Annotated in this window: 23 protein-coding genes; 16 read left to right on the top strand and 7 right to left on the bottom strand. The window is 69.5% G+C overall.

Annotated features, from left to right (window positions below; genetic code table 11):
* Positions 1-7: 7 nt before the first annotated feature.
* A complete protein-coding gene (locus CRP45_RS23160) occupies positions 8-637 on the bottom strand; it encodes a GNAT family N-acetyltransferase (protein ID WP_097246921.1) in 630 nt (209 codons plus the stop codon).
* A complete protein-coding gene (locus CRP45_RS23165; protein WP_067785067.1) occupies positions 634-1,443 on the bottom strand; it encodes a GntR family transcriptional regulator in 810 nt (269 codons plus the stop codon). Before CRP45_RS23165 ends, CRP45_RS23160 begins: the two co-directional genes overlap by 4 nt.
* A 297-nt stretch (positions 1,444-1,740) precedes the next feature.
* Between CRP45_RS23165 and CRP45_RS23170 the strand changes: the two genes are divergently transcribed.
* Complete coding sequence (locus CRP45_RS23170; protein WP_245910361.1) at positions 1,741-2,118, top strand: DUF4254 domain-containing protein; 378 nt, start codon at positions 1,741-1,743, stop codon at positions 2,116-2,118.
* 150 nt (positions 2,119-2,268) lie between these two features.
* Here the strand turns inward: CRP45_RS23170 and CRP45_RS35145 are convergent, their stop codons facing one another.
* Complete coding sequence (locus CRP45_RS35145; RefSeq protein ID WP_342747034.1) at positions 2,269-6,105, bottom strand: nucleotide-binding protein; 3,837 nt, start codon at positions 6,103-6,105, stop codon at positions 2,269-2,271.
* Complete coding sequence (locus tag CRP45_RS34985; protein WP_281256211.1) at positions 6,102-6,227, bottom strand: hypothetical protein; 126 nt, start codon at positions 6,225-6,227, stop codon at positions 6,102-6,104. The genes CRP45_RS35145 and CRP45_RS34985 overlap by 4 nt, the downstream gene beginning before the upstream one ends.
* A gap of 283 nt (positions 6,228-6,510) precedes the next feature.
* On the opposite strand from CRP45_RS34985, the gene infA reads away from it, so the two are divergent.
* The 8 genes from infA to truA all read left to right on the top strand — a co-directional run bounded on the left by infA (position 6,511) and on the right by truA (position 11,540).
* A complete protein-coding gene (gene infA / locus CRP45_RS23185; RefSeq protein WP_003418601.1) occupies positions 6,511-6,732 on the top strand; it encodes a translation initiation factor IF-1 in 222 nt (73 codons plus the stop codon).
* Between the two features lie 164 nt (positions 6,733-6,896).
* Positions 6,897-7,010, top strand: coding sequence for a 50S ribosomal protein L36 (gene rpmJ, locus CRP45_RS23190; protein WP_011207363.1), 114 nt, complete (start codon positions 6,897-6,899; stop codon positions 7,008-7,010).
* A 205-nt stretch (positions 7,011-7,215) separates the two neighbouring features.
* Entirely contained in the window at positions 7,216-7,587 is a 372-nt protein-coding gene (gene rpsM, locus CRP45_RS23195) for a 30S ribosomal protein S13 (protein WP_039795645.1), read from the top strand.
* 9 nt (positions 7,588-7,596) lie between these two features.
* On the top strand, positions 7,597-8,010 hold the full coding sequence (gene rpsK, locus CRP45_RS23200) for a 30S ribosomal protein S11 (protein WP_011207365.1): 414 nt from the start codon (positions 7,597-7,599) through the stop codon (positions 8,008-8,010).
* Positions 8,011-8,032: 22 nt separating this feature from the next.
* Positions 8,033-8,638, top strand: a complete 606-nt coding sequence (rpsD, locus tag CRP45_RS23205; RefSeq protein ID WP_067785061.1) for a 30S ribosomal protein S4 — start codon at positions 8,033-8,035, stop codon at positions 8,636-8,638.
* Between the two features lie 101 nt (positions 8,639-8,739).
* Positions 8,740-9,798, top strand: a complete 1,059-nt coding sequence (locus CRP45_RS23210) for a DNA-directed RNA polymerase subunit alpha (RefSeq protein ID WP_067785162.1) — start codon at positions 8,740-8,742, stop codon at positions 9,796-9,798.
* Positions 9,799-9,847: 49 nt separating this feature from the next.
* Positions 9,848-10,384 (top strand): 50S ribosomal protein L17, encoded by a 537-nt coding sequence (rplQ, locus tag CRP45_RS23215; protein WP_097246926.1) that lies wholly within the window; start codon positions 9,848-9,850, stop codon positions 10,382-10,384.
* A 250-nt stretch (positions 10,385-10,634) separates the two neighbouring features.
* The gene (gene truA / locus CRP45_RS23220; RefSeq protein ID WP_097247192.1) at positions 10,635-11,540 is read left to right on the top strand and encodes a tRNA pseudouridine(38-40) synthase TruA; all 906 of its coding nucleotides are present in this window, start codon (positions 10,635-10,637) and stop codon (positions 11,538-11,540) included.
* A gap of 48 nt (positions 11,541-11,588) precedes the next feature.
* Here truA and CRP45_RS23225 read toward each other — a convergent pair whose 3' ends face one another.
* Positions 11,589-12,032: an Hsp20/alpha crystallin family protein gene (locus CRP45_RS23225; RefSeq protein ID WP_067785056.1), complete on the bottom strand. Its 444-nt coding sequence runs from the start codon at positions 12,030-12,032 to the stop codon at positions 11,589-11,591.
* A gap of 149 nt (positions 12,033-12,181) precedes the next feature.
* Here CRP45_RS23225 and CRP45_RS23230 point away from each other — a divergent pair, with 149 nt between their 5' ends.
* From CRP45_RS23230 to CRP45_RS23250, 5 genes are all read left to right on the top strand, one after another.
* On the top strand, positions 12,182-13,009 hold the full coding sequence (locus tag CRP45_RS23230; protein ID WP_097246928.1) for an LLM class F420-dependent oxidoreductase: 828 nt from the start codon (positions 12,182-12,184) through the stop codon (positions 13,007-13,009).
* 133 nt (positions 13,010-13,142) lie between these two features.
* Positions 13,143-14,516 carry an MFS transporter gene (locus CRP45_RS23235; protein ID WP_179830978.1) on the top strand — a complete coding sequence of 458 codons (1,374 nt, stop codon included), beginning with the start codon at positions 13,143-13,145 and terminating at the stop codon, positions 14,514-14,516.
* A gap of 46 nt (positions 14,517-14,562) precedes the next feature.
* Positions 14,563-15,222, top strand: a complete 660-nt coding sequence (locus CRP45_RS23240; RefSeq protein ID WP_067785158.1) for a response regulator transcription factor — start codon at positions 14,563-14,565, stop codon at positions 15,220-15,222.
* 19 nt (positions 15,223-15,241) lie between these two features.
* Entirely contained in the window at positions 15,242-16,675 is a 1,434-nt protein-coding gene (locus tag CRP45_RS23245; RefSeq protein ID WP_097246930.1) for a sensor histidine kinase, read from the top strand.
* Entirely contained in the window at positions 16,672-17,592 is a 921-nt protein-coding gene (locus tag CRP45_RS23250; protein ID WP_097246932.1) for a TAXI family TRAP transporter solute-binding subunit, read from the top strand. Before CRP45_RS23245 ends, CRP45_RS23250 begins: the two co-directional genes overlap by 4 nt.
* A gap of 4 nt (positions 17,593-17,596) precedes the next feature.
* On the opposite strand, the gene CRP45_RS23255 is transcribed toward CRP45_RS23250, so the two are convergent.
* Both CRP45_RS23255 and CRP45_RS23260 read right to left on the bottom strand, forming a co-directional pair.
* Positions 17,597-17,932 carry a metal-sensitive transcriptional regulator gene (locus tag CRP45_RS23255; protein WP_067785038.1) on the bottom strand — a complete coding sequence of 112 codons (336 nt, stop codon included), beginning with the start codon at positions 17,930-17,932 and terminating at the stop codon, positions 17,597-17,599.
* Positions 17,933-18,004: 72 nt separating this feature from the next.
* Entirely contained in the window at positions 18,005-18,946 is a 942-nt protein-coding gene (locus tag CRP45_RS23260) for an EamA family transporter (protein WP_097246933.1), read from the bottom strand.
* Positions 18,947-19,075: 129 nt separating this feature from the next.
* On the opposite strand from CRP45_RS23260, the gene CRP45_RS23265 reads away from it, so the two are divergent.
* Both CRP45_RS23265 and CRP45_RS23270 read left to right on the top strand, forming a co-directional pair.
* Positions 19,076-19,885, top strand: a complete 810-nt coding sequence (locus CRP45_RS23265; RefSeq protein WP_097246935.1) for an S-methyl-5'-thioadenosine phosphorylase — start codon at positions 19,076-19,078, stop codon at positions 19,883-19,885.
* 73 nt (positions 19,886-19,958) lie between these two features.
* Positions 19,959-20,990, top strand: a complete 1,032-nt coding sequence (locus CRP45_RS23270) for an NAD-dependent epimerase/dehydratase family protein (RefSeq protein WP_097247193.1) — start codon at positions 19,959-19,961, stop codon at positions 20,988-20,990.
* The last annotated feature ends 5 nt before the right edge of the window (positions 20,991-20,995 follow it).

Consider the following 20,995-nt stretch of genomic DNA (forward strand, 5'->3'; position numbering starts at 1 on the left):
CTGCCGCTCAGTTGGGCAGCGCCGGGGGAGCGAGGATGGTGTCCGTCGGAGGGTCCAGCCTGGGCGACGCCGATTGCAGACCCGCGGCGGGGACGGCGAGCGTCTGCTCGAAATCCCAGCTGTCCGTGCGTCGTTCGAAGAGGGCGCGAGAGGGCCCGCGTGCGATCGGTCCCGCGATGCGCGCCAGATGGAAGCCCGCTCTGCGGTAGTAGTCGTGCAGGTCGGCGTTGGTCGTCCAGGCGTCGAGGCGGACCCAGTCGCGGTCGCGTTCCCTGGCCAGCCGCCCGGCATGCGCGAGCAGGCGGTGGCCGAGACGCTGCCCGGCGAATCGCAGGTCGACGATCATGAAGTGCACGACGACCGCGTCGGCGAGCTCCCACTGCGACCACAGGCCGGGGTCGGCGCGGTCGTTGACGGTGATGGTTGCCGCCGGTTCGCCGTCGACCTCGGCGATCCAGGTCTCGCCCGCGTCCAGCGAACGGCCGACCCCGCGGGCGAAGATCTCGATGGGCAGTCCGCGACCGGCGATCGTCCACTGGTCGGAACCGCGGGCGGTGAGCCAGGCGGTGCGCTGGACGCGCAGGCGGCAGATCATGCCGAGATCACCGAGGTCGGCCTGGCGGAAAACGGTAGTCATAGCAAAGAGATACCTGGCCGGTACGAATCGCCCAAAGTTTGCCGGATGACGGCGGTTCCCTCGGCGTCGCCGAGTTCGTAGGCCAAACGGTTGCGCGTGGCGATGGAACGTTGCCGCGTCGCCCTGGTCACCCGGGTGCGATCCGCGCCGATGCGCAGATGATCTAGCAGGATCGTTCCGGTCGCGACGCCGAGCACGATCGCCTCCTCCGCGCTGGCGGGCCGCGCGACGAGCGTGTCGCGGTGGGCGGTCTCGGGATGCCCGCGGTCGGCCATCCTCCGGGTGGTGCCCTCGGGGATGTCGTGCGGCGAGTCGATTCCGGTGGCCTCGGCCAGGTCTCGGGGGTAGAAGCTGACCTCCCACGACCACGGCTCGTTGTCCAGGTACTGCACGACGGTGCGCGCGAGCACCCACGAGTCCTCCGGAACGCCGAGCCACAGCGCGACCTGCGCCGTCGCGGGCTCCATCCGCGCGCTGAACTCCTTGGAGGGCACCCGGTCCGCGCGGCGGGCGATCTCCTCGAAGATGTCGTGCGGTGTCTTGGGGCGGTCCGGACGGATGTGGTCGGTCATCACCGACTCGAGCACTTCCTGGTTTCGAACGATCGTCCCGCGGGAAGTAGCTGTATAGACGAGATTTTCGGCGACGAGAACCTGAACGGCATTGCGAGCCGTGGTGATCGAGACCTGCATCTGCTCGGCCAGCTCGGTGTGACTCGGAAGTCGATCGCCCGGATTCCATTTGCCTGAGCGGATCTCCTCGCGGAGGAGGTCTGCGATCCGGTGATACGTCGGACCGTCCGCCATCTTGCTCCTCGGTTGGTCGTGCAGGTAACGAAGTGTACTCTTCGTGGATTCCTACGGGCGGGTAACGCTTGACAGGTGCCTTCAGAGGTTTATTGTAATGAACGTCCTGATCCGGTGTTGTGCGGCGATGAACGGCGAGGCAACGTGGCAGGTTCGGATTCATCAACGGTTGTGATGGCAGTCCCCGACACACCCCGGTGTGTCGATACGGCAGTGCAGTCCGTGACCACCGGGCTACTGCCCACTTCGGATCTACTTGTTCGGGCGTGTCGAGGGCATCGGGTCGTAGGTGGCCCGTTGCTCTGGTTCGCCCGTGATTTGGCGGTGCTGCACGAGCGCCGGCTGGTCGGCCGCGGCGGCTCGGTGAGCACCGATCCGACGCATATTCTCGAAAACGAACGGCGCCGAAGCGAATTGGTGCTTGCCATCGATGACTGGGTGACGCGCAGCGTGCCCCAGCATCGGCTCGGCGCCACTTTGCACACGGAAACCGTAGGCGCGGTGATCGATCGGCTCGCGGAGTCCTCGGTGCGTGCACATCACGCGCTCATGACTCTCGACGCGCACGACGAGCTACTGCACTGCGCCTGGCACCACCTCGCCGAATTGGCGGACGCCTACGACGACCTGATCCGCGACGTGCTCGCGGGTCGGAGGCGCTTGCCCGAGTGGTGAGGTGGTTCGTTCGGTCGGGTGTCGTACCCCCTCCTCGGCACCCGACCGGCGAACCTTCTTGGTGCGCAATGGTTGTCGCGCCGCGTTCCCAGCGAACGCGGGCGTCGTCGAACCCGTTTTCGGCGAACCCGTTTTCGGTGAACTCAGCGCTCAGGCGTGGAAACGGCGATGGTCGACGCCGAACTCGTCGGCGACGGTCGCGGCCAGTTCCACGTAGGCGCGCTTGGCCTGCTTGCTGAGTCGGTGCAGGTCGATCTCGGCGCCCTCCGAGAGGTGCGAGTCGTACGGGATGATGTGCACCGCGCGGCAACGCGACAGGAAGTACTCGCGCAGCTGCTGCACGCCCACGTTCGGCGAACCCTCGCGCGGCAGGTTGATCACCACGACGGCGTTGCGCACCAGGTGATCGTGACCGTGCAGGGAGAGCCAGTCCAGCGTCGCCGCGGCGCTGCGCGCGCCGTCGATCGCCGCCGAGGAGATCAGCACCAGCGAGTGCGCCAGGTCCAGCACGCCCGCCATCGCCGAGTGCATCAGTCCGGTGCCGCAGTCGGTGAGGATGATGTTGTAGTAGCGCTGCAGGATTCGAGCGACCGCCCGGTACTCCTCGTCGTTGAACGCCTCCGACGCCGCCGGATCTCGTTCGCTGGCGAGCACTTCCAATCGGCTGGTTGCCTGCGAGGTGTGCCTGCGCACGTCCGAGTAGCGCTCGATCGACGGATCGAGCAGCAGGTCGCGCACCGTCGACCTGGTCTGCAACGGAACCCGCTGGGAGAGCGTGCCGAAGTCCGGGTTGGCGTCGACGGCGATCACCCGATCGCCGCGGATGGAGGCGAAGATGGACCCGAGGCCCATGGTGGTCGTCGTCTTGCCCACGCCGCCCTTCAGCGAGAGCACCGCGATGCGGTAGTCGCCGCGGACCGGCTGCCTGATCCGCGCCACCAGTTCCTGAAGACGCAGTTCCTCGGCGGACATGCCGGGGTTGATCGCGCCACCGGACATGTGGTGCACGGCTTTTCGCCACCCGCTTCCCGGCGCCTTCTTGGCGCGGCGCAACGGCACATCGTCCAGCGACGGCTGGCCGTGCTGGTGCGGACCGCCGTGTGGCTGGTGGCCCCAGCTCCCGGCGGTCGGCCGGTGCGGCTGCTGCCCCCAACCCTCGGCAGCGGGACCCGGCTGGGGCGCGGGAGGTTGCGCGGCCTGGTTCCACGCCGGAGGGGCGGGTGGTTGCTGTTCGGCTGGCGGAGGGACGAAGCCTGGCGCGTTGTTCGCGGGAGCGACCGTTCCCGGGCCGGGCGACGGCGGATATCCCGGCTCGCCGGGCCGCCGATCGCCGGGAATGTGGTAGGCGTCGGGACCGGGAGCCGGCGCGAAACCGCCCTGGCGCTGGTCGGCATAGCCGTGGGGCGCGGGAACGTCCTGCGGATTCGGCGCCTGCGGGCCGTATCCGGGCTGCGACCAAGGCATTTCGCCGCCCGGCGCCTGACCGCCCTGCTGCGCGAACACGCCGGGATCGCGACGTACCTGGCCAGGGGCGGGTTCGCTGACCGGAGCCCGATGCCCGCCCTGCGCCGGACCCGGTGCGCCCCACTGCCCCTGACCCGTATCGGGTTCGGCGGGCAGTCGATGCCTGCCGCCCGCGGACTCGGCGTCCTCGGCCGTGCCAGCGCCTGCGCCTGCGTTGCGCGTGAACTCGCCACCCTGGCCTCGTCCAACGGTTGCCGGACCATACGTGGAATCGGCGGGGCCCTGCGGGATTTCACCCTCGGTCCGATCACCCTGGCGGGTGGACGGACCTCTCGTCGCGTCGAAAGCCGTTTCGTCGCCGGTCGATCGAGGCGCGGGAGCCGGGCGCTCAGCGCCGGTCGCGGGATCGATCGCGGCTGACGTGCCGCCGGGGACGTCAGCGTGCGTGGCAGGGGAGTGCTCGGCCGGTCGACCGGCTTCGGGCGAGGACGCCGGTGTCTGCCGCGCGGCCGACGATGTCTGAACCCCGGGCTGTTCGGCCGACGAAGTGGCTTGGACCCCGGGCTGTTCGGCCGACGCCGTCGGGGGCGGCGGCAGCTCGGGGCGCGTGCTCGGCTGACGCTGTTCGGGGCCGCCGAGCCAAGACGGCGGGGCATCGCCCGATGGCGTCGACCCCTCCCGCGTGTGCGGCGAGCGGCCTTCCTGCACGGGCCCCGGGGTTGCCGCCGAGCCCGTCGCCGCAGCCGCCGAACCCGCGCTCGGGCCCGCGAGCCACGGTGGGGCACTGTCGAATCCGGCCGCCGCCCGATCCGCGTCCGAGCCGGTCGAGGTGCTCCCCTCAGCAGCGTGCGTCGGGGTGGAGCTGTGCCCCTGGCTCGCCTGAGCGGGAGTGTGGCCTGCGGTCGTAGGGGTGGAGCTGTGGCCCTGGCCTGCTTGCGCGGCGGTGTGATCCGGGGTCGTCGGAGTGAAGCCGTGGAGCTCGCCGACCTGCGCGGGAGTGTGGCTCTGGCCCGTCTGCGCGGGGGTGCGACTCTCGGCCGACGGAGTCGAGCCGTGTCCCTGGCCTGCTTGCGCGGCAGTGTGATCCGCGGTCATCGGAGCGGGGCCGTGGCCCTCGCCCGCTTGCGCCGGGGTACGACTCTCGACCGGCGGAGTGGAGACGGGTCCGTCGCCCGCTCGAGCGGGAGTGGGATCCGCAATCGACGGGCTGAAGCTGTGCCCTTGCGGCGCAGCGTGATCCGCGGCCGACGGAGCGGTGCCGTGGCTCTGGCCCGCCTCCGCGGCAGTGCGACGTTCGGCCGTCGGAGTGACGCCCTTGCCCTCGCCTACGTGAGCGGAGCCGTGGCCCTGGGGCGAGAACTGGTCCGCGGCCGTTTGCGGAGCGAAGTCGTCTCGGGCTCGCGGGGCGGAGCTTTCCTCGGTGGCCGGGGACGGCCGGACCTCGCTCGGCGGTGGCGGCAGGTCGGGCAGTTGGCGCTGGTAGCGCGTTGTCGCCTCGTTCGACGGCGGCGGTTCGGGTGCGGGCGGCGGTGTGGTCGGCGCGGGCGTGCGCTGACCGAGGGGCTGGAACGCCGCGGACGGCTGGCTCGGCTGACGGGTGGGCAGACCGGAGTGGCTCCGCGGTGCGGACTCGGGCCCGGCGTCCGGACGTTGCGCGGCCTGGGCCGATCCGTCCATCGGCGGCTGCTGCCCGTGGCCGGTCGGCTGTTGCTGTCCTGGCACGCCCGTCGAACCCGGCACACCCGTCGAACCCGGCGCGTACGCGGACGCGCCGTGGATCTGCCCGGGCCCGCCGTGTTGCTGCGGCGGCAGCTGATCGGGGCCGCCGATCGGCGACTGTCCCGGCCCCACCGGCTGCTGGAATCCAGGCCCGCCGGTCGGCGGCTGATAGGCCTGCTGGGGGCCGCCGTGCGATTGCGGGTCGCGACCGGGTCCGCCGAACTGCGGGGAGGTCTGACCCGGCCCACCGAATCCACCCGGAGGCGCTTGCTCCGGACCACTCCACCGCCCGGCATCGCCGACCGACTCTTGGCCCGGCTGGCCCTGGCCCCCGAACTGCTGGGGCGCGTAGCCACCGCCGTGCGGAACCTGCCCACGCCCTTCCATCGGCTGCTGACCGGTGGGCTGCCATGAACCGTTGCGGTCACCTTGGCCGTGCGTGCTCTGCTGCGGCGACTGCCCCGGGCGACTCTCGGCCTCGGGAGCGGACGACCAGGCGTCACCGGACTGCGGCACACCCCACGAGTCCGCGCGGGGCTGCGGCTGGGCGGGCTGTTCCTCGACCGGCTCATCCTTGTCGCGGCCGAGCCACCTGCGCTTCTTGTCCTTGCGGCCGGAGCCCTGGCTCGTGTCGTGCCTGCCCTCCGGCGCCTGCGATTTGCGGCGGGTGCGTTTGCGGTCGAGTGCGTCGTCGATGATGTCGTCGTGCGGAAGATTCTGTACCGGTGCCTCGTAGCCGCCGTTGACCTCGCTGTCGGACAGCCACGGCGGCAGCATCGGCAGGCCGTCGTTGTTGCGACTCACCGCATCGCCTCACTGTCGCTCGGCTCCATCGTGCCCGAGATGGCTCGCCCGCTGCGCTCGCGCTCGGCCCCGCCGTGGCCGAGGGGCGCGTCGCCTGCGGCACGCCCGGTACGCTGGCTCACGGCATCCCCCTAAGTCTGCTCGACCGTTTCCTGGACTCGGTCAGTTTACGTGACCGGCGTCGCTCGACGCGGGGCAGGGAGCGGCCACGCCGGGGACTGCACGGCGAGGTGTTTTTGCCGGATCGGATGCCTCCCGGTAAGCTGGAGCGGCGGTGCACCTATGCGCCGCCTGTTTGCATGCCGCCGGTGCGGTTTACGCCGACCGGTACATACAAGCAGAGACCAGGCAATCACACCAGGTTCGATCGGCAATGCCGACCAACGAACCGGGATCGCGGAGGACATGGCGAAGAAGGACGGGGCCATCGAGGTCGAGGGTCGAGTTGTCGAGCCGCTGCCCAATGCGATGTTCCGGATCGAGCTCGAGAACGGGCACAAGGTTCTCGCGCACATCAGCGGAAAGATGCGGCAGCACTACATTCGCATCCTTCCCGAGGACCGGGTGGTCGTCGAGCTCTCGCCCTACGACCTCTCTCGCGGGCGAATCGTTTACCGCTACAAGTGATCCTCGGTCCCGGCTCTCGCCGTGATCGTGACCACCGTCCGGGCCGGGATGCCGGAGCGATCCGGAACTCGCGCCAGGATGCGAGATGAAGAGACTTCCCCAGTCGCCAGGCTGGGGAAAAACTGTGTTCACACCCGTGTGGACCGCAACGAGATTGGACGGACGTGAAGGTTCAGCCGAGCGTCAAGAAGATCTGCGAGAAGTGCAAGGTGATCCGCCGCCACGGCCGGGTCATGGTGATCTGCGACAACCTGCGCCACAAGCAGCGCCAGGGCTGATCGAGGTTTCACCGCCAAGCACCGAACGCAGTTCGGATTGGCACAGCGAAGAACTCCCAGCTCCAGCCGCACGCTGTGGAAATTCGGGCTCTCGAGAGAGGGACCGAGGCGTGCGAGCCAACCACCGGTACGGAGGCCGGTGCCCCAAACAAGACGGGGGAACGGACAGGGAGCAGACCTCCGCAACGATTAAGGAAACTGCCACATGGCACGTCTCATGGGCGTCGACCTCCCGCGCGAAAAGCGCATGGAGATCGCGCTGACCTACATTTTCGGCATCGGCCGTACCCGCTCCAAGGAGATCCTCGAGGCCACCGGCGTCAGCCCTGACCTGCGTTCGAAGGACCTCAGCGACGACGACCTGACCAAGCTCCGCGACTACATCGAAGCCTCGGAGTTCAAGGTCGAGGGTGACCTGCGCCGTGAGGTGCAGGCCGACATCCGCCGCAAGATCGAGATCGGCTGCTACCAGGGTCTGCGCCACCGTCGTGGCCTGCCCGTGCGTGGCCAGCGGACCAAGACCAACGCGCGCACCCGCAAGGGCCCGAAGCGCACCGTCGCAGGCAAGAAGAAGTAAGGGATACGGATGCCTCCTAAGAGCAGGGCCTCCGGCCCCAAGAAGACCCAGAAGTCGCGCCGCAGGGACAAGAAGAACGTCCCGCACGGCAACGCGCACATCAAGAGCACGTTCAACAACACGATCGTGTCCATCACCGACCCGAACGGCAACGTCATCTCCTGGGCGTCGTCGGGTCACGTCGGCTTCAAGGGTTCGCGTAAGTCGACCCCGTTCGCCGCGCAGCTGGCCGCCGAGAACGCTGCCCGCAAGGCGCAGGAGCACGGCGTCAAGAAGGTCGACGTGTTCGTCAAGGGCCCCGGTTCGGGCCGTGAGACCGCGATCCGCTCGCTGCAGGCCGCAGGCCTCGAGGTGGGCACGATCTCCGATGTCACCCCGCAGCCGCACAACGGCTGCCGTCCGCCCAAGCGGCGTCGCGTCTAGCGGGAAAGGAAGGTAGAGCGAAATGGCCCGTTACACCGGACCCATCACCCGCAAGTCGCGTCGTCTGCGCGTCGACCTCGTCGGCGGCGATCAGGCGTTCGAGCGTCGTCCTTACCCGCCCGGCCAGCACGGCCGCGCGCGGATCAAGGAGAGCGAATACCTGCTCCAGCTGCAGGAGAAGCAGAAGGCTCGCTTCTCCTACGGCGTCATGGAGAAGCAGTTCCGCCGGTACTACGAAGAGGCCAACCGCCTCAAGGGCAAGACCGGTGACAACCTGCTTCGTCTGCTCGAGACCCGTCTCGACAACGTCGTGTACCGCGCCGGTCTGGCGCGTACCCGCCGCCAGGCCCGCCAGCTGGTCAGCCACGGCCACTTCCTGGTCAACGGCGTCAAGGTCGACGTGCCCAGCTACAAGGTGAGCCAGTACGACATCATCGATGTCAAGGAAAAGTCGCTGCCGACCCTGCCTTTCCAGGTCGCGCGGGAGACCCTCGGCGATCGCCCGGTTCCGGGCTGGCTGCAGGTGATCCCGGGCCGTCTGCGGATCCTGGTCCACCAGGAGCCGGAGCGCGCCCAGATCGATGTGCCGCTGCAGGAACAGCTGATCGTCGAGTACTACTCGAAGTAATCAGCGAATGCCGCTGGTGCGGCGGAGGCTCCGGCCCCCGCCGCACAACCCCTTAAAACGAGGCGTCAAATAGCGGGCGCCCTAAAAGGAGGATGATCCTCATGCTGATTTCCCAGCGTCCGACCCTGACCGAAGAGGTCGTCGCCGAGAACCGCTCGAAGTTCACCATCGAACCCCTCGAGCCGGGCTTCGGTTACACCCTCGGCAACTCGCTGCGGCGTACCCTGCTGTCCTCGATTCCGGGGGCCGCGGTCACGAGCATCCGCATCGACGGCGTTCTGCACGAGTTCACCACCGTTCCCGGCGTGAAGGAAGATGTCACCGACATCATCCTGAACCTCAAGGGTCTGGTCGTGTCCTCGGAGGAGGACGAGCCGGTGACGATGTACGTGCGCAAGCAGGGTCCCGGCACCGTCACCGCGGGTGACATCGTGCCGCCCGCCGGCGTCGTCGTGCACAACCCGGACATGCACATCGCCACCCTGAACGACAAGGGCAAGCTCGAGATCGAGCTCGTCGTCGAGCGCGGTCGCGGTTACGTCCCCGCTGTGCAGAACAAGGCGTCCGGTGCGGAAATCGGCCGGATCCCGGTGGATTCGATCTACTCCCCGGTGCTCAAGGTGACCTACAAGGTCGAGGCCACCCGTGTCGAGCAGCGCACCGACTTCGACCGGCTCATCCTGGACGTGGAGACCAAGAACTCCATCAGCGCGCGGGACGCGCTCGCCTCGGCGGGCAAGACCCTGGTCGAGCTGTTCGGCCTGGCTCGCGAGCTGAACGTCGAAGCAGAAGGCATCGAGATCGGCCCCTCGCCGGCCGAGGCGGATCACATCGCCTCGTTCGGTCTGCCGATCGAGGACCTGGACCTCACCGTCCGGTCCTACAACTGCCTCAAGCGCGAGGGTGTGCACACGGTGGGCGAGCTGGTCGCCCGCACCGAGTCGGATCTGCTGGACATCCGCAACTTCGGCCAGAAGTCCATCGACGAGGTGAAGGTCAAGCTGCACGCGCTCGGCCTCTCGCTGAAGGACAGCCCGGCGTCGTTCGACCCGTCCTCCGTGGTGGGTTACGACGCGAGCACCGGCACGTGGAGCGACAGCGGCACGTTCAGTGACACCGATGGCGGCGAGCAGGACTACGCCGAGACCGAACAGCTCTAGGCCGCTGGGGTAGGCGCCCCGGCCCGGCCGCATACAAGGAGAATCAACAATGCCTAAGCCCAAGAAGGGTGCCCGCTTCGGCGGGTCGGCGTCGCACCAGAAGGCGATCTTCGCCAATCTGGCCACGGCGCTCTTCGAGCACGGCCGGATCACCACCACCGAGGCCAAGGCCAAGGCCGTGCGCCCCTACGCGGAGAAGCTCATCACCAAGGCGAAGGGCGGCACCCTCGCCGACCGTCGCGAGGTGCTGAAGGTGATCCGCAACAAGGACGTCGTGCACTCGCTCTTCGCGGAGATCGGGCCGTCGTTCGAGGGGCGCGAAGGTGGCTACACCCGCATCACCAAGACGCTGCCGCGTAAGGGCGACAACGCGCCGATGGCGATCATCGAGCTGGTCCGGGAGAAGACCGTGACCAACGAGGCCGATCGTGCCCGTCGCGTGGCCGCTTCGAAGAAGGCGGAGGAGGCCGCTCCCGAGGCTGTCGAGGAGAAGGCCGACGAGGCCGCCGCCGAGACCGCCGAGGCCGAGGCCCCCGCTGCCGAGGAGAAGGCCGACGAGTCCGCCGAGGACAAGAAGGACGCCTGACATCGGGGCGTTCCCCGCGCATGCGGGGATGAGCCGGACGCCTGACCTGGTCGGGTTTCTCGAATGAGCCCGCCGCCCTGTGGGTGGCGGGCTCATTCGCGTCGATCGTCCGAACCGGCCTGCGGCCCGTCGTGACTCCGCGGGCTGGTTCGCGAGTCGACCCGACTCGAGGTGACCTGCACCGCGCCTGACACGGTGCAGGTCACCACGAGTCGGCTCGACGAGAAGTTTTGTGACAGTGGAGGATTCGATGGAATCGGCTAACGCGCAGACCGACTCCGCCGCCCCGGCGGCGTCTCCAGTGTCCCTCACGGCGGCGACCGAGTCCCGGGCCGCGGTGCGGGTGCGCCTCGACATCTCCTACGACGGAACGGATTTCATCGGCTGGGCCCGCCAGCCGGGTCTGCGCACTGTGCAGGGCGTGCTGGAGGAGTCGCTGAGCAAGGTGTTCCGCGAGCCGATCCAGCTGACGGTCGCCGGTCGCACGGACGCAGGGGTGCACGCCGAGGGGCAGGTCGCGCACTTCGACACCACCGCCGAGTTCGACGGCGACAAGCTCGTGCACCGCATGGCCCGCTTCCTCCCGAAGGACGTGCGCATCAAAGCCGCTCGGCTCGCGCCGCCGGAATTCGACGCGCGCTTCTCGGCGATTCGCCGCCACTACGTGTACCGGCTCACCACCGCGCCCTACGGCGCCGAGCCGCTGACCGCCCGCAGCGTCGTGCCGTGCCGCCAAGGCGTGGATCTGGCGGCCATGCGTGCGGCTTCCGGGAACCTGTTGGGGCTGCACGATTTCGCGGCGTTCTGCCGCCGCAGGGACGGTGCGACCACGGTTCGCGAATTGCAGCGCTTCGATTGGGAGCGCGAGGGGGATCTGCTCACCGCGTATGTCAGCGCGGACGCGTTCTGCTGGTCCATGGTGCGCAGCCTGGTCGGCGCGGTGCTCGCCGTCGGCGAGGGCAGGCGGACGCCGGAGTGGGTCGCCGGCCTCCTGAACGAGACTGAGCGCTCCAGCGCGGTGACCGTCGCCCCCGCCCACGGCCTGAGCCTGGTCGCGGTCGACTACCCGGCCGACGCGGACTTGGCCGCGCGCAATGCCGAGACCAGGGAGATGCGCACCGTGCCGAACCGAGGCTGCTGCGGAGGAGAGGGATAGGGGACCGGTACCGCGGCAGGCCTCAGCGAACCGCGGTACCGGAATGGTTCAGTTGCCGCTGCCCGCTTCGATGGTCTTCTGCTCGGAGTGGCCCGCGATCTCGATGCGGCGCGGCTTGGCCCGTTCGGCGATCGGGATGGTCACCGACAGGACACCGTTGTTGTAGGTCGCGCTGATCTTGTCGGTGTCGACGTTGTCGCCGAGGGAGAGCTGGCGCATGTAGGTGCCCGCGAAGCGCTCGGAGGCGATCCACTGGACGCCTTCCTCGCTCGGCACGCTGCGCTGGGCGCGCAGGGTCAGGGTGCCGTTGTCCACGCTCACATCGACCGAGCCGGGATCCACACCGGGCAGATCGGCGTTGAGCACGTAGTGGTCGCCCGCTCTGAACAGATCCATCGGCATGAAGCGCGGCGCGCGTGTCGACCCGACGTTCTCGCCGAGCAACTGGCGAGCAACGGTGTCGATGTCATGGAATGGATCGAACCGCAGCACAGCAATCACCTCCGTTTCGCTGACGTCGGCGCCACCACGGCGGCGGGCGCCGGAAGCTGTGCACCATCAAAGTTAGCACTCTCGAACGGAGAGTGCTAATACTTTTCGCGGCGGAATAGGAACGGCAACAACGACTGTTCCTTCCCCACATGACAATCGACGCTCTCGGACGTTTCGGTGTATGGCGCGGCTACCAGGGGGTGACTCCGGACGACGCGAGCGAGCTGGAGCAGCTCGGCTACGGCACGGTGTGGCTCGGCGGGTCCCCGCCCGCGGAACTGCCCGTGGTGGAATCGCTGCTCGCCGCGACGGAAACCCTCACGGTGGCCACCAGCATCGTGAACATCTGGACGGCTCCGGCGAAGACGGTCGCGGAGTCGTACCACCGCATCGAGGAGAACTTCCCCGGCCGCTTCCTGCTCGGCGTCGGTGCAGGGCACCCGGAGTTCAACGGCACGTACCAGAAGCCCTACGACGCGCTCGTCGAGTACCTCGACGAACTCGACGCGGCCGGCGTGCCGAAGGAGCGGCTGGCGCTTGCCGCGTTGGGTCCGCGGGTGCTGGAGCTCGCACGGGACAGGACCGCGGGCGCCCTTCCGTATCTGGTCACCCCCGAGCATTCACGCCGCGCCAGGGCGATTCTCGGCGAGAGCACGCTGCTCGCCGTCGAGCAGAAGCTCGTCGTCGAGGAGGATCCCGAGCGGGCGCGCGAGGTCGGTCGCACGATCGTGCCGATGTATCTCGGGTTGGGCAACTACGTAGCCAACCTGCGCAGGCTCGGCTTCGACGAGGACGATGTCGCCACCCCGGGCAGCGACCGTCTGATCGATCAGCTCGCGGTGCACGGCTCGGCGGAGCGGGTGGCCGAGCAGCTCCTCGCCCACCTCGACGCGGGCGCCGACCACGTCGGACTGCAGGCGCTCGGCCCCGACTACCTCGCCTCGCTGCGGGCGCTCGCACCCCTGCTGCGCGCCTGACCTGCGTGAAGCGTGCGGCGGGCATCGTCCTAAGGAACAGTTAGAAATCCCGCCGCACGCTTCCGAACCGCTTGTGACTGCCGACACACTCTCTTCCAGCTGACGCGAAGACGCGTCGAAGGAGGAGATTCGGGTGACTACGACACAGTCCACGAGTGAGCGCCGCGTTGTCGCGAACGTGCTGCGCGGATCGATCGGCAACCTGGTGGAGTGGTACGACTGGTACGTCTACGCGGCGTTCAGCGTCTACTTCGCGAAAACATTCTTCCCCGAAGGGGATTCGACCGCGCAGCTGCTGTCCACCGCGGCGGTGTTCGCGGTCGGGTTCCTGATGCGCCCGCTCGGCGGCTGGGCGCTCGGCCGCTACGCGGACCGGTTCGGCAGGCGTGCCGCGCTGACCCTGTCGGTGACGGTGATGGCGGCCGGTTCGCTGCTCATCGCGCTCACACCGGGTTACCAGACCATCGGCATCGCAGCGCCGGTGCTGCTGCTGCTCGCGCGACTGCTGCAGGGCCTCTCGGTCGGCGGTGAGTACGCCACCAGCGCGACCTACCTTTCCGAGGTCGCGTCGGCCGGTCGCCGCGGGTTCTACTCGAGCTTCCAGTACGTGACGCTGGTCGCCGGTCAGCTCACCGCGCTCGGCGTGCAGATCGTGCTGCTGCAGGTGCTCACCTCCGCCCAGATGCATTCCTGGGGTTGGCGCATCCCGTTCGCGATCGGCGCGTGCGGTGCGCTCGTCGTAATGGTGCTGCGGCGCGGAATGGACGAGTCCGCGTCGTTCGAGGCGGAGGCCTCGGGTGCGAAGGAGGCGACCGGGTCCTCGCGCGGTTCGCTGAAGGTGCTGCTGCAGTACCCGCGGGAGTGCCTGCTCGTGGTCGGCCTGACCCTCGGCGGCACGGTGGCGTTCTACACCTACACCACCTACATGCAGAAGTTCATGATCAACACCTCCGGCATCTCCAAGGGCACGGTGGCCTGGATCAACTTCGTCGCGCTGCTGGTGTTCGTGGTGCTGCAGCCGCTGGCGGGTGGGTTGTCCGACAAGATCGGACGCCGCAAGCTGCTGATCTTCTTCGGTGTGAGCGGCGCGCTGCTGACCGTGCCGATCATGACCCTGCTCGCGCACACGTCCAACCCGTTCGCCGCGTTCGGCCTGATGATGCTGGCCCTGGTGGTCATCACCGGCTACACCTCGATCAACGCCATCGTGAAGGCCGAACTGTTCCCGACCAAGATCCGCGCGCTCGGCGTCGGCCTGCCCTACGCGCTGACCGTCGCGATCTTCGGCGGCACCGCGGAGATGATCGCCCTCGCGCTGAAGAAGGCGGGCGCGGAGTCGGTGTACTTCTACTACGTGGCGGGCTGCATCGCGATCTCGCTGATCACCTACTGGTTCATGCGGGAGACCTCGAAGGAGTCGACCATCGACGCCGACGACAAGGCGCGCGTCGCCGCGGCGAACGCCGATGCCGATGACGACCGTCCGATGGCCGCCGTGCGTGGCTGAGCGGCTCGCTTCCGCGCCGATCCCGCCCATGTGGCAGGATCGGCGCGTGCGGCTTGCGGTGGTCGAAGATGACGACGGCGTGGGCGACGCGCTCGTCGAGGCGCTCAATGCCCGCGGTTATTCCGCCGAGCGCAAGCGGCGCGGCAGCGAGTTGCTGCTCGATCACCGCCGCTACGAGGCTGTCATCCTCGATCTCGGACTGCCCGACGGCGACGGTCTGCAGGTGCTGCGGCAGCTGCGCGAGGTGAGCACGGTGCCCGTGTTGATCCTGACCGCCCGCAGCGACGAACGCTCCATCGTGCGCGGATTGCGCGGCGGCGCCGACGATTACCTGGTGAAGCCGCCGCGGATCGCGGAGCTGATGGCGCGGCTGGAGACGGTGCTGCGCCGGGCGGCCGCGGTGTCGCAGTCCGAGCGCACCGAGGTCGTCACCGGTGATGTGCGAGTCGATCTCGCGGCCCGGATCGTCGAGGTCGGCGGTGCGCCGGTCGCGTTGACGCAGAAGGAATTCGAGCTGGTCGAGGCGCTGGTGGAACGGCCGGGCGCGGCGGTGAGCCGCCAGCAGCTGATGGATCGGATCTGGGGCGACGCGTTCGTCGCGGTGTCGCGTTCGCTCGACGTGCACATGACCGGTCTGCGCGCCAAGCTGAACCGGCCGGGGCTGATCACCACGATCCGCGGCTACGGGTACCGGTGGGGACAGTGAGCGTGAAGGACGGAAGGCCATGCGGCGCAGACTGCTTGCCGCACTGACGGTGTTCGCGGCGATCGCGGTCCTCGCGTTCGCGGTACCGCTGTCGTTGACCTACGCCACCAGCCGGACCCAGGAGCTGGTGCTCGGCCGTTCCGGTGACGCGGATCGGTTCGCCACTCTCGCCGACGCCGTCGCGGTGGAAGGTAACGACGCCGCGCTGGCCGAGGAGGTCGCGCGGTATCACGAGTTGTACGGCGAGAACGTGCTCGTGGTCGACGCGCGCGGTGCGACCGCGGTCAACGCGGGTGTGGACATCATCGACCCGGCCGTGGTCGCGGCGGTCGCCGACGCGCGGCGCAATCAGCGACCGCATCCGATCGACCGGCTGATGCCGTGGAGCGATGCGATGATGCTCGTCGCGCGGCCGGTCGGGACCGGCGTGCAGGTCAACGGGGCCGTCGTGATCGAGGCGTCCACCGCGCAGGCGCGCCGCGACATCACCCGCGCCTGGCTGATCATCGGTCTCGGCGGAGCCGTGGCCATGGTGCTGTTCACGATGCTCGCGCTGACGCTGAGCCGCTGGGTGTTGCGGCCGCTCGCGGCCCTGTCTCGCGCCGTCGCCGAATTGACCGCGACGCTGCCGAAGCCGCGGCCCGCGCCGCAGACTCCCGACGACGCGCCGCCGCCATCGATCGCGCGGCGCTACGGCGGACCACCCGAAATGCGCGCCGTCGCCGAGTCTTTCGACGCCATGGCGCTCGCGGTCGCCGACTCCACGGAGGCGCAGCGGCAACTGGTCGCCGACACCGCGCACGCGATGCGCAATCCGTTGGCCGCGCTCACCATTCGGCTCGACTCGCTCGAGTACGCGATACCGGAGAGCGCGGCCGACACCTTCCGCGGCGCGAGCACGGAAGTGGATCGGCTCACCACGCTGCTCGACGGACTGCTCACGCTGGCCGTCGCGGAGACGCCGGACGGGTTCGCCACCGCGGCCGGCACCGAGGAACACCGGTGCGACGCAGGGCAAGTCGTGGCCGACCGGATCGACGCCTGGCATTCCGCGTTCGCCGCGTCCGGGCAGTCGCTGGTGGCGGAGCAGCCGGGGTTGCCCGCCGAGGTCGCCGTCTCGGCGGATGTGCTCGCGCAGATTCTCGATGTGCCGCTGAGCAATTCGAATCGCTACGCGGGTAGCGACGCGCACGTCGTCGTTTCGGTGGGGATCGAGCCGGACTGGGTGACGGTGACGGTCCGCGACGACGGCCGCGGCGTGCCCGCCGACGAGATCCACAAGCTCACCACGCGGTTCTTCCGTGGTTCCGCCGCGGAGCCGGGGGGCTCCGGTCTCGGTCTGCCGATCGCCGCCGCGCTCGCCCAGGCGCGTGGCGGTTCGCTGTCGGTCACCGAGGTGTCGCCGCACGGACTCGCGGTCGCGGTCCGTCTGCCCGCGGTGGTGGCGTCGTGACGGGGCGGCTCGACCGGCGCGCGTTCCTGGCGCTCGCGGCGCTCGGCGTCGCGGGTGTCGCGGCGGGCTGCGGGAGCGGGGACGAGCCGGTGGTCCGATTGGCCTCCGGCGAGGTCGGCGGCTTCTATCACGCGTTCGCGCGTCTGCTGGCCGCCACGGCCGCTCGGACGGGAACGGTACGGATCGAGCCGGTCGCCACCTCGGGCTCCCAGGACAACCTCGCCATGCTGGCCAGGGGAGACGCGCAGGCAGGTCTGGCGCTCGCGGATTCGAGCAGGGACGCGCCGGGCGGCGTGCTCGCGCTCGGCCGGGTCTACGAGAACTACCTACAGCTGGCCGTGCGGGCCGACAGCACCGTTCATCGGGTGATCGAATTGCGCGGCAAGCGTGTGAATCTCGGCGCCGACGGTTCCGGCGCGGCGCTGACGGGGGAGCGGATACTGCTCGCGGCCGGACTGGATCCGGCGACCGACGTCATCGTGGAACACCGCCCGCTGCGCGATGCCGCGGCGGCTCTGCGCGCCGGCGCCGTCGACGCGCTGCTGTGGGCCGGCGGGGTCCCGACCGCGGCGCTGGAGGTGCCGCTGCGGATGCGCCTGGTGGATCTCGGTGAACTTGCCGCGCCACTGCGCCAGCGCTACGGACACATCTACGACCGCGTCGAGATTCCGCGCGACGCCTACCCGGGCGGCTCCGCGATCACCACCATCGGCGTGGCGAACCTGCTGCTCGCCGCGCCAACGCTGCCGGACGAGGCCGCCGCCGCGATCGTCGATCTGCTGGCCGGGCACCCGGACGCGCTTGTCCCGGCCGAGGCCGCGGGCACCCAGTTCCTGGACGCGCGTTCGTTGATCGGCACCGGCCCCATTCCGCTGCACCCCGGCGCGGCCGCGGCCTACCGGCGACGCCACGGGTGAACGATCAGGAGCGCACCAGGCGCGCGATCGCGTCGGTGGCCTCCTTGATCTTGGCGTCGGCCTCGGGGCCGCCCGCCACCGCGGCATCCACGACGCAGTGGCTGATGTGGTCCTCCAACAGACCCATCGCGACGGCCTGCAGAGCCTTCGTCATCGCGGAGACCTGGGTGAGGATGTCGATGCAGTATTTCTCCTCTTCGACCATCCGCTGCAACCCGCGCGCCTGACCCTCGATGCGGCGCAGGCGCTTGAGGTAGTCGTCCTTGGCGGTGATGTAGCCGTGTGCCGAGTGGTCGTGGCCCGGCTGGTCCTTGGTGGTGCTCGCGTCCGGGGTGGTCACCGCTGTCTCCTTGCTGCCTGCCGGAAAGTCCGATTTTATACCCCCCTAGGGTACATCCGTTCCGGCGTGTTGTCAGGTCCGCGCGCGGCTTGGCGCGGGTTCTTCGCGCCGCGCCGCTCGCTGATCGGCACCGTACCTGGCCAGCGCGATTCCGCCTATTACGAGCAGCGCGCCGAGCGCCTGGATCGGCGCGACCGCCTCGCCGAGCAGCAGCCAGGAGAGCGCGACGGCGAACAGCACCTCGCTGAGCAGAATCAGCGACATCAGCGTCGCCCCGATCCGCGCCGCGCCCGCCACGCTGCAGAGGTAGGCCACGACGGTGCTGAGCAGGATCAGCAGGGCGAGAGCCAGCCAGACGGGCAGGTGGCGCTCGGCCATGTTCGCGGTGGCGCCGCCGAAGTGGATCGGCAGCACGGTGAGCGCGCCGAGCGTCCAGCTGGTCAGCGCGGCCACGGTGAGTCCGGCGCCGAGCAGCACCACCGGGCGCAGGCTGTCCGACGTGCGCGCGGAGAGCAGGAAGAACGCCGCGTTGCACAGCATCGACAGCGCCGCCCAGCCCAAGCCGGGCAGGCTCAGCCCGCCCGCGCCGAAGACGTCGATCACCAGCGCGGCGCCGACGAGCGCGACGACCGCGCCGAGCAGGGTGGCGTTCGACGGCCGTCGCCCGCGCACCGCCCAGTCCCAGCCGATGACCACGATCGGAGCCAGGAACTGGATCATCAGCGAGACCCCGACCTGCAGGTATTCCAGCGAAAGGAAGAACGTCGCCTGCACGCCCGCCACCGCGATCACGCCGTACGCACCGATGGTCCGTAGGTGACGCACGCTGCTTCGCAGCCCGTCGGGTTCGGCGATTCCGGCCAGCACGAGCATGATCGCCGCGGCGCCGGTCAGCCGCACGGCGAGCACCGCGCCTGGCGACCAGTCGGCGGCGAGCACGGATTTCGCGAGCGGTCCGGAACTGGCGAATGCCAGACCGCTCGCCACGGTCAGCCAAACGCCGGTGCGCGACACACTTACCTCCCGCTCGATCCATGAATCGTCCTATCATTGCCGACCCGGCTCGGTGGCCTGCGTCACGCATCGGCGACAAGGCCGGTACCGGTTGCGTGGGAAGCCGGGGTGGACGGGAGAATCGGGCCCATGAGTTCGCTTCCCCGGCCCGCCCTCGCCGTCATCGGCGGCAGTGGTTTCTACGATTTCTTCGACAACGACGCCACCCAGGTCGAGGTCGACACCCCGTACGGCAAGCCGAGCGCGCCGATCGCGGTGGGCGAGGTCGAGGGACGGCCGGTGGCGTTCGCGCCCCGGCACGGCAAGCAGCACGAATACGCGCCGCACACACTGCCCTACCAGGCCAACATGTGGGCGCTGCGCTCGCTCGGCGTGCGGCGGATCCTGGCGCCGTGCGCGGTGGGCAGCCTGCGCGCCGACTGGGGACCCGGCACCGTCGCGGTGCCGGACCAGTTGGTCGACCGGACCTCCGGTCGCCCGCAGACCTACTTCGACGGCGGCGGCGTGCACGTCTCGTTCGCCGACCCGTACTGCGAGGAACTGCGCGGCGCCGTGGTGAAGTCCGAGGTCGAGGCGCTGCCGCTGAAGGCGGGCGGCACCATGGTCGTCGTACAGGGCCCGCGCTTCTCCACCCGCGCCGAGAGCCGCTGGTTCGCCGGGCAGGGCTGGGACCTGGTCAATATGACCGGTCACCCGGAGGCCGTGCTCGCCCGCGAGCTGGAGATGTGCTACGCCGCAGTCGCTTTGGTGACCGACCTGGACGCGGGCCTGGAGGAGGGCGACGGTGTGCACGCCGTCGACGTCTTCGCCGAGTTCAAGCGCAACCTTGCCCCGTTCAAGGAGCTCATCCGCGCCTCGATCGCGGCGGTCGACGGAACCGACACCTGCGATCGGTGCCGTGTCCATACCGGCGTGGCGCTGCCTTTCGAACTACCGTAAACCGCATGCGACGGTGCGACGTTCGTGCCGCCATCGGTCCGGTATCGGCCGTGGGCGGCGGGGTGTGGCTTCGATGAAGGTACTGCTCACCGGGGCCGCCGGATTCCTCGGATCACACGTGCGTGGCGCGCTCACGGCCGCCGGGCACGAGGTGACCGCGCTCGACCTGATGCTCGCCGACGTGCACGGGCCCGACGCCGAGCCGCCCGAGGGCGTCGCCAGGGTGGACGTCAGGGACGCCGACGCGCTCGCGCCGCTGCTGCGCGGCGTCGAGGTGGTCTGTCATCTCGCGGCCGTCACCGCGCCGAGCACCGAATCGGAATCCGGCATCGCCGCGTTCGCCGCGCACAACGATCACGGCACCGCGGTCCTGCTCGCGGCGATGAGTCAGGCCGGAGTTCGTCGCCTGGTGCTCGCCTCGTCCATCACCGTGTACGGCGAAGGGCGCTACCGCAGCGTGCGCGGTGGGCCGTTCTTCCCCGGCCTGCGCTCACGCGCCGACCTCGACCGCGGCATGTTCGACCACCGCGCGCCGCGCACCGGCGAGGTGCTCACCTGGGAGCCGGTCGCCGAGGACGCGCCGCTGCGGCCGCGCGGCTTCTACGCCGCGAGCAAAGCGGCTCAGGAGCAGTACGCGCTCGCCTGGGGGTTGACCACCGGGGCGTCGGTGACCGCGCTGCGCTATCACAACGTGTACGGCGACGGCGCCCGTTCGGGTATGGCGACCCGGTTCCGCGAGGAACTGCTCGCGGGCCAGGCGCCGCGGGTGTTCGAGGACGGCGGTCAGGTGCGGGATTTCGTGCACGTCCGCGATGCCGCCGCCGCGACACGCGCCGCGGTGGAGCGTCAACTGCCCGGCTTCGTTCCGCTCAACATCGCCTCCGGCCATCCGATCACGCTGTGGGAGGTTGCGTCGATCATGGCCAAGGCCCGCGGCGGGCCGTCGCCGATCGTGACCGGTCAGTACCGGATCGGCGACGTGCGCCATTTCGTCGCCGATCCCGAACGTGCCCGGCGCGCACTGGATTTCACCGCGCGAGTGGTTCCGCGCGACGGGCTCGCCGAGTTCGCGAGGAGTGCGGCCGAGGTTGCCGCCGCGGGCTGAGGTTT

Source organism: Nocardia amikacinitolerans (assembly GCF_900215415.1).
GTDB lineage: Bacteria > Actinomycetota > Actinomycetes > Mycobacteriales > Mycobacteriaceae > Nocardia > Nocardia amikacinitolerans.

What these genes read in the sequence shown, in the direction of transcription:
- CRP45_RS23160 (WP_097246921.1), bottom strand. Translation starts at nt 637, where the DNA reads ATGACTACCGTTTTCCGCCAGGCCGACCTCGGTGATCTCGGCATGATC.
- CRP45_RS23165 (WP_067785067.1), bottom strand. Translation starts at nt 1,443, where the DNA reads ATGGCGGACGGTCCGACGTATCACCGGATCGCAGACCTCCTCCGCGAG.
- infA (WP_003418601.1), top strand. Translation starts at nt 6,511, where the DNA reads ATGGCGAAGAAGGACGGGGCCATCGAGGTCGAGGGTCGAGTTGTCGAG.
- rpsM (WP_039795645.1), top strand. Translation starts at nt 7,216, where the DNA reads ATGGCACGTCTCATGGGCGTCGACCTCCCGCGCGAAAAGCGCATGGAG.
- rpsK (WP_011207365.1), top strand. Translation starts at nt 7,597, where the DNA reads ATGCCTCCTAAGAGCAGGGCCTCCGGCCCCAAGAAGACCCAGAAGTCG.
- rpsD (WP_067785061.1), top strand. Translation starts at nt 8,033, where the DNA reads ATGGCCCGTTACACCGGACCCATCACCCGCAAGTCGCGTCGTCTGCGC.
- CRP45_RS23210 (WP_067785162.1), top strand. Translation starts at nt 8,740, where the DNA reads ATGCTGATTTCCCAGCGTCCGACCCTGACCGAAGAGGTCGTCGCCGAG.
- rplQ (WP_097246926.1), top strand. Translation starts at nt 9,848, where the DNA reads ATGCCTAAGCCCAAGAAGGGTGCCCGCTTCGGCGGGTCGGCGTCGCAC.
- truA (WP_097247192.1), top strand. Translation starts at nt 10,635, where the DNA reads ATGGAATCGGCTAACGCGCAGACCGACTCCGCCGCCCCGGCGGCGTCT.
- CRP45_RS23230 (WP_097246928.1), top strand. Translation starts at nt 12,182, where the DNA reads ATGACAATCGACGCTCTCGGACGTTTCGGTGTATGGCGCGGCTACCAG.
- CRP45_RS23245 (WP_097246930.1), top strand. Translation starts at nt 15,242, where the DNA reads ATGCGGCGCAGACTGCTTGCCGCACTGACGGTGTTCGCGGCGATCGCG.
- CRP45_RS23265 (WP_097246935.1), top strand. Translation starts at nt 19,076, where the DNA reads ATGAGTTCGCTTCCCCGGCCCGCCCTCGCCGTCATCGGCGGCAGTGGT.
- CRP45_RS23270 (WP_097247193.1), top strand. Translation starts at nt 19,959, where the DNA reads ATGAAGGTACTGCTCACCGGGGCCGCCGGATTCCTCGGATCACACGTG.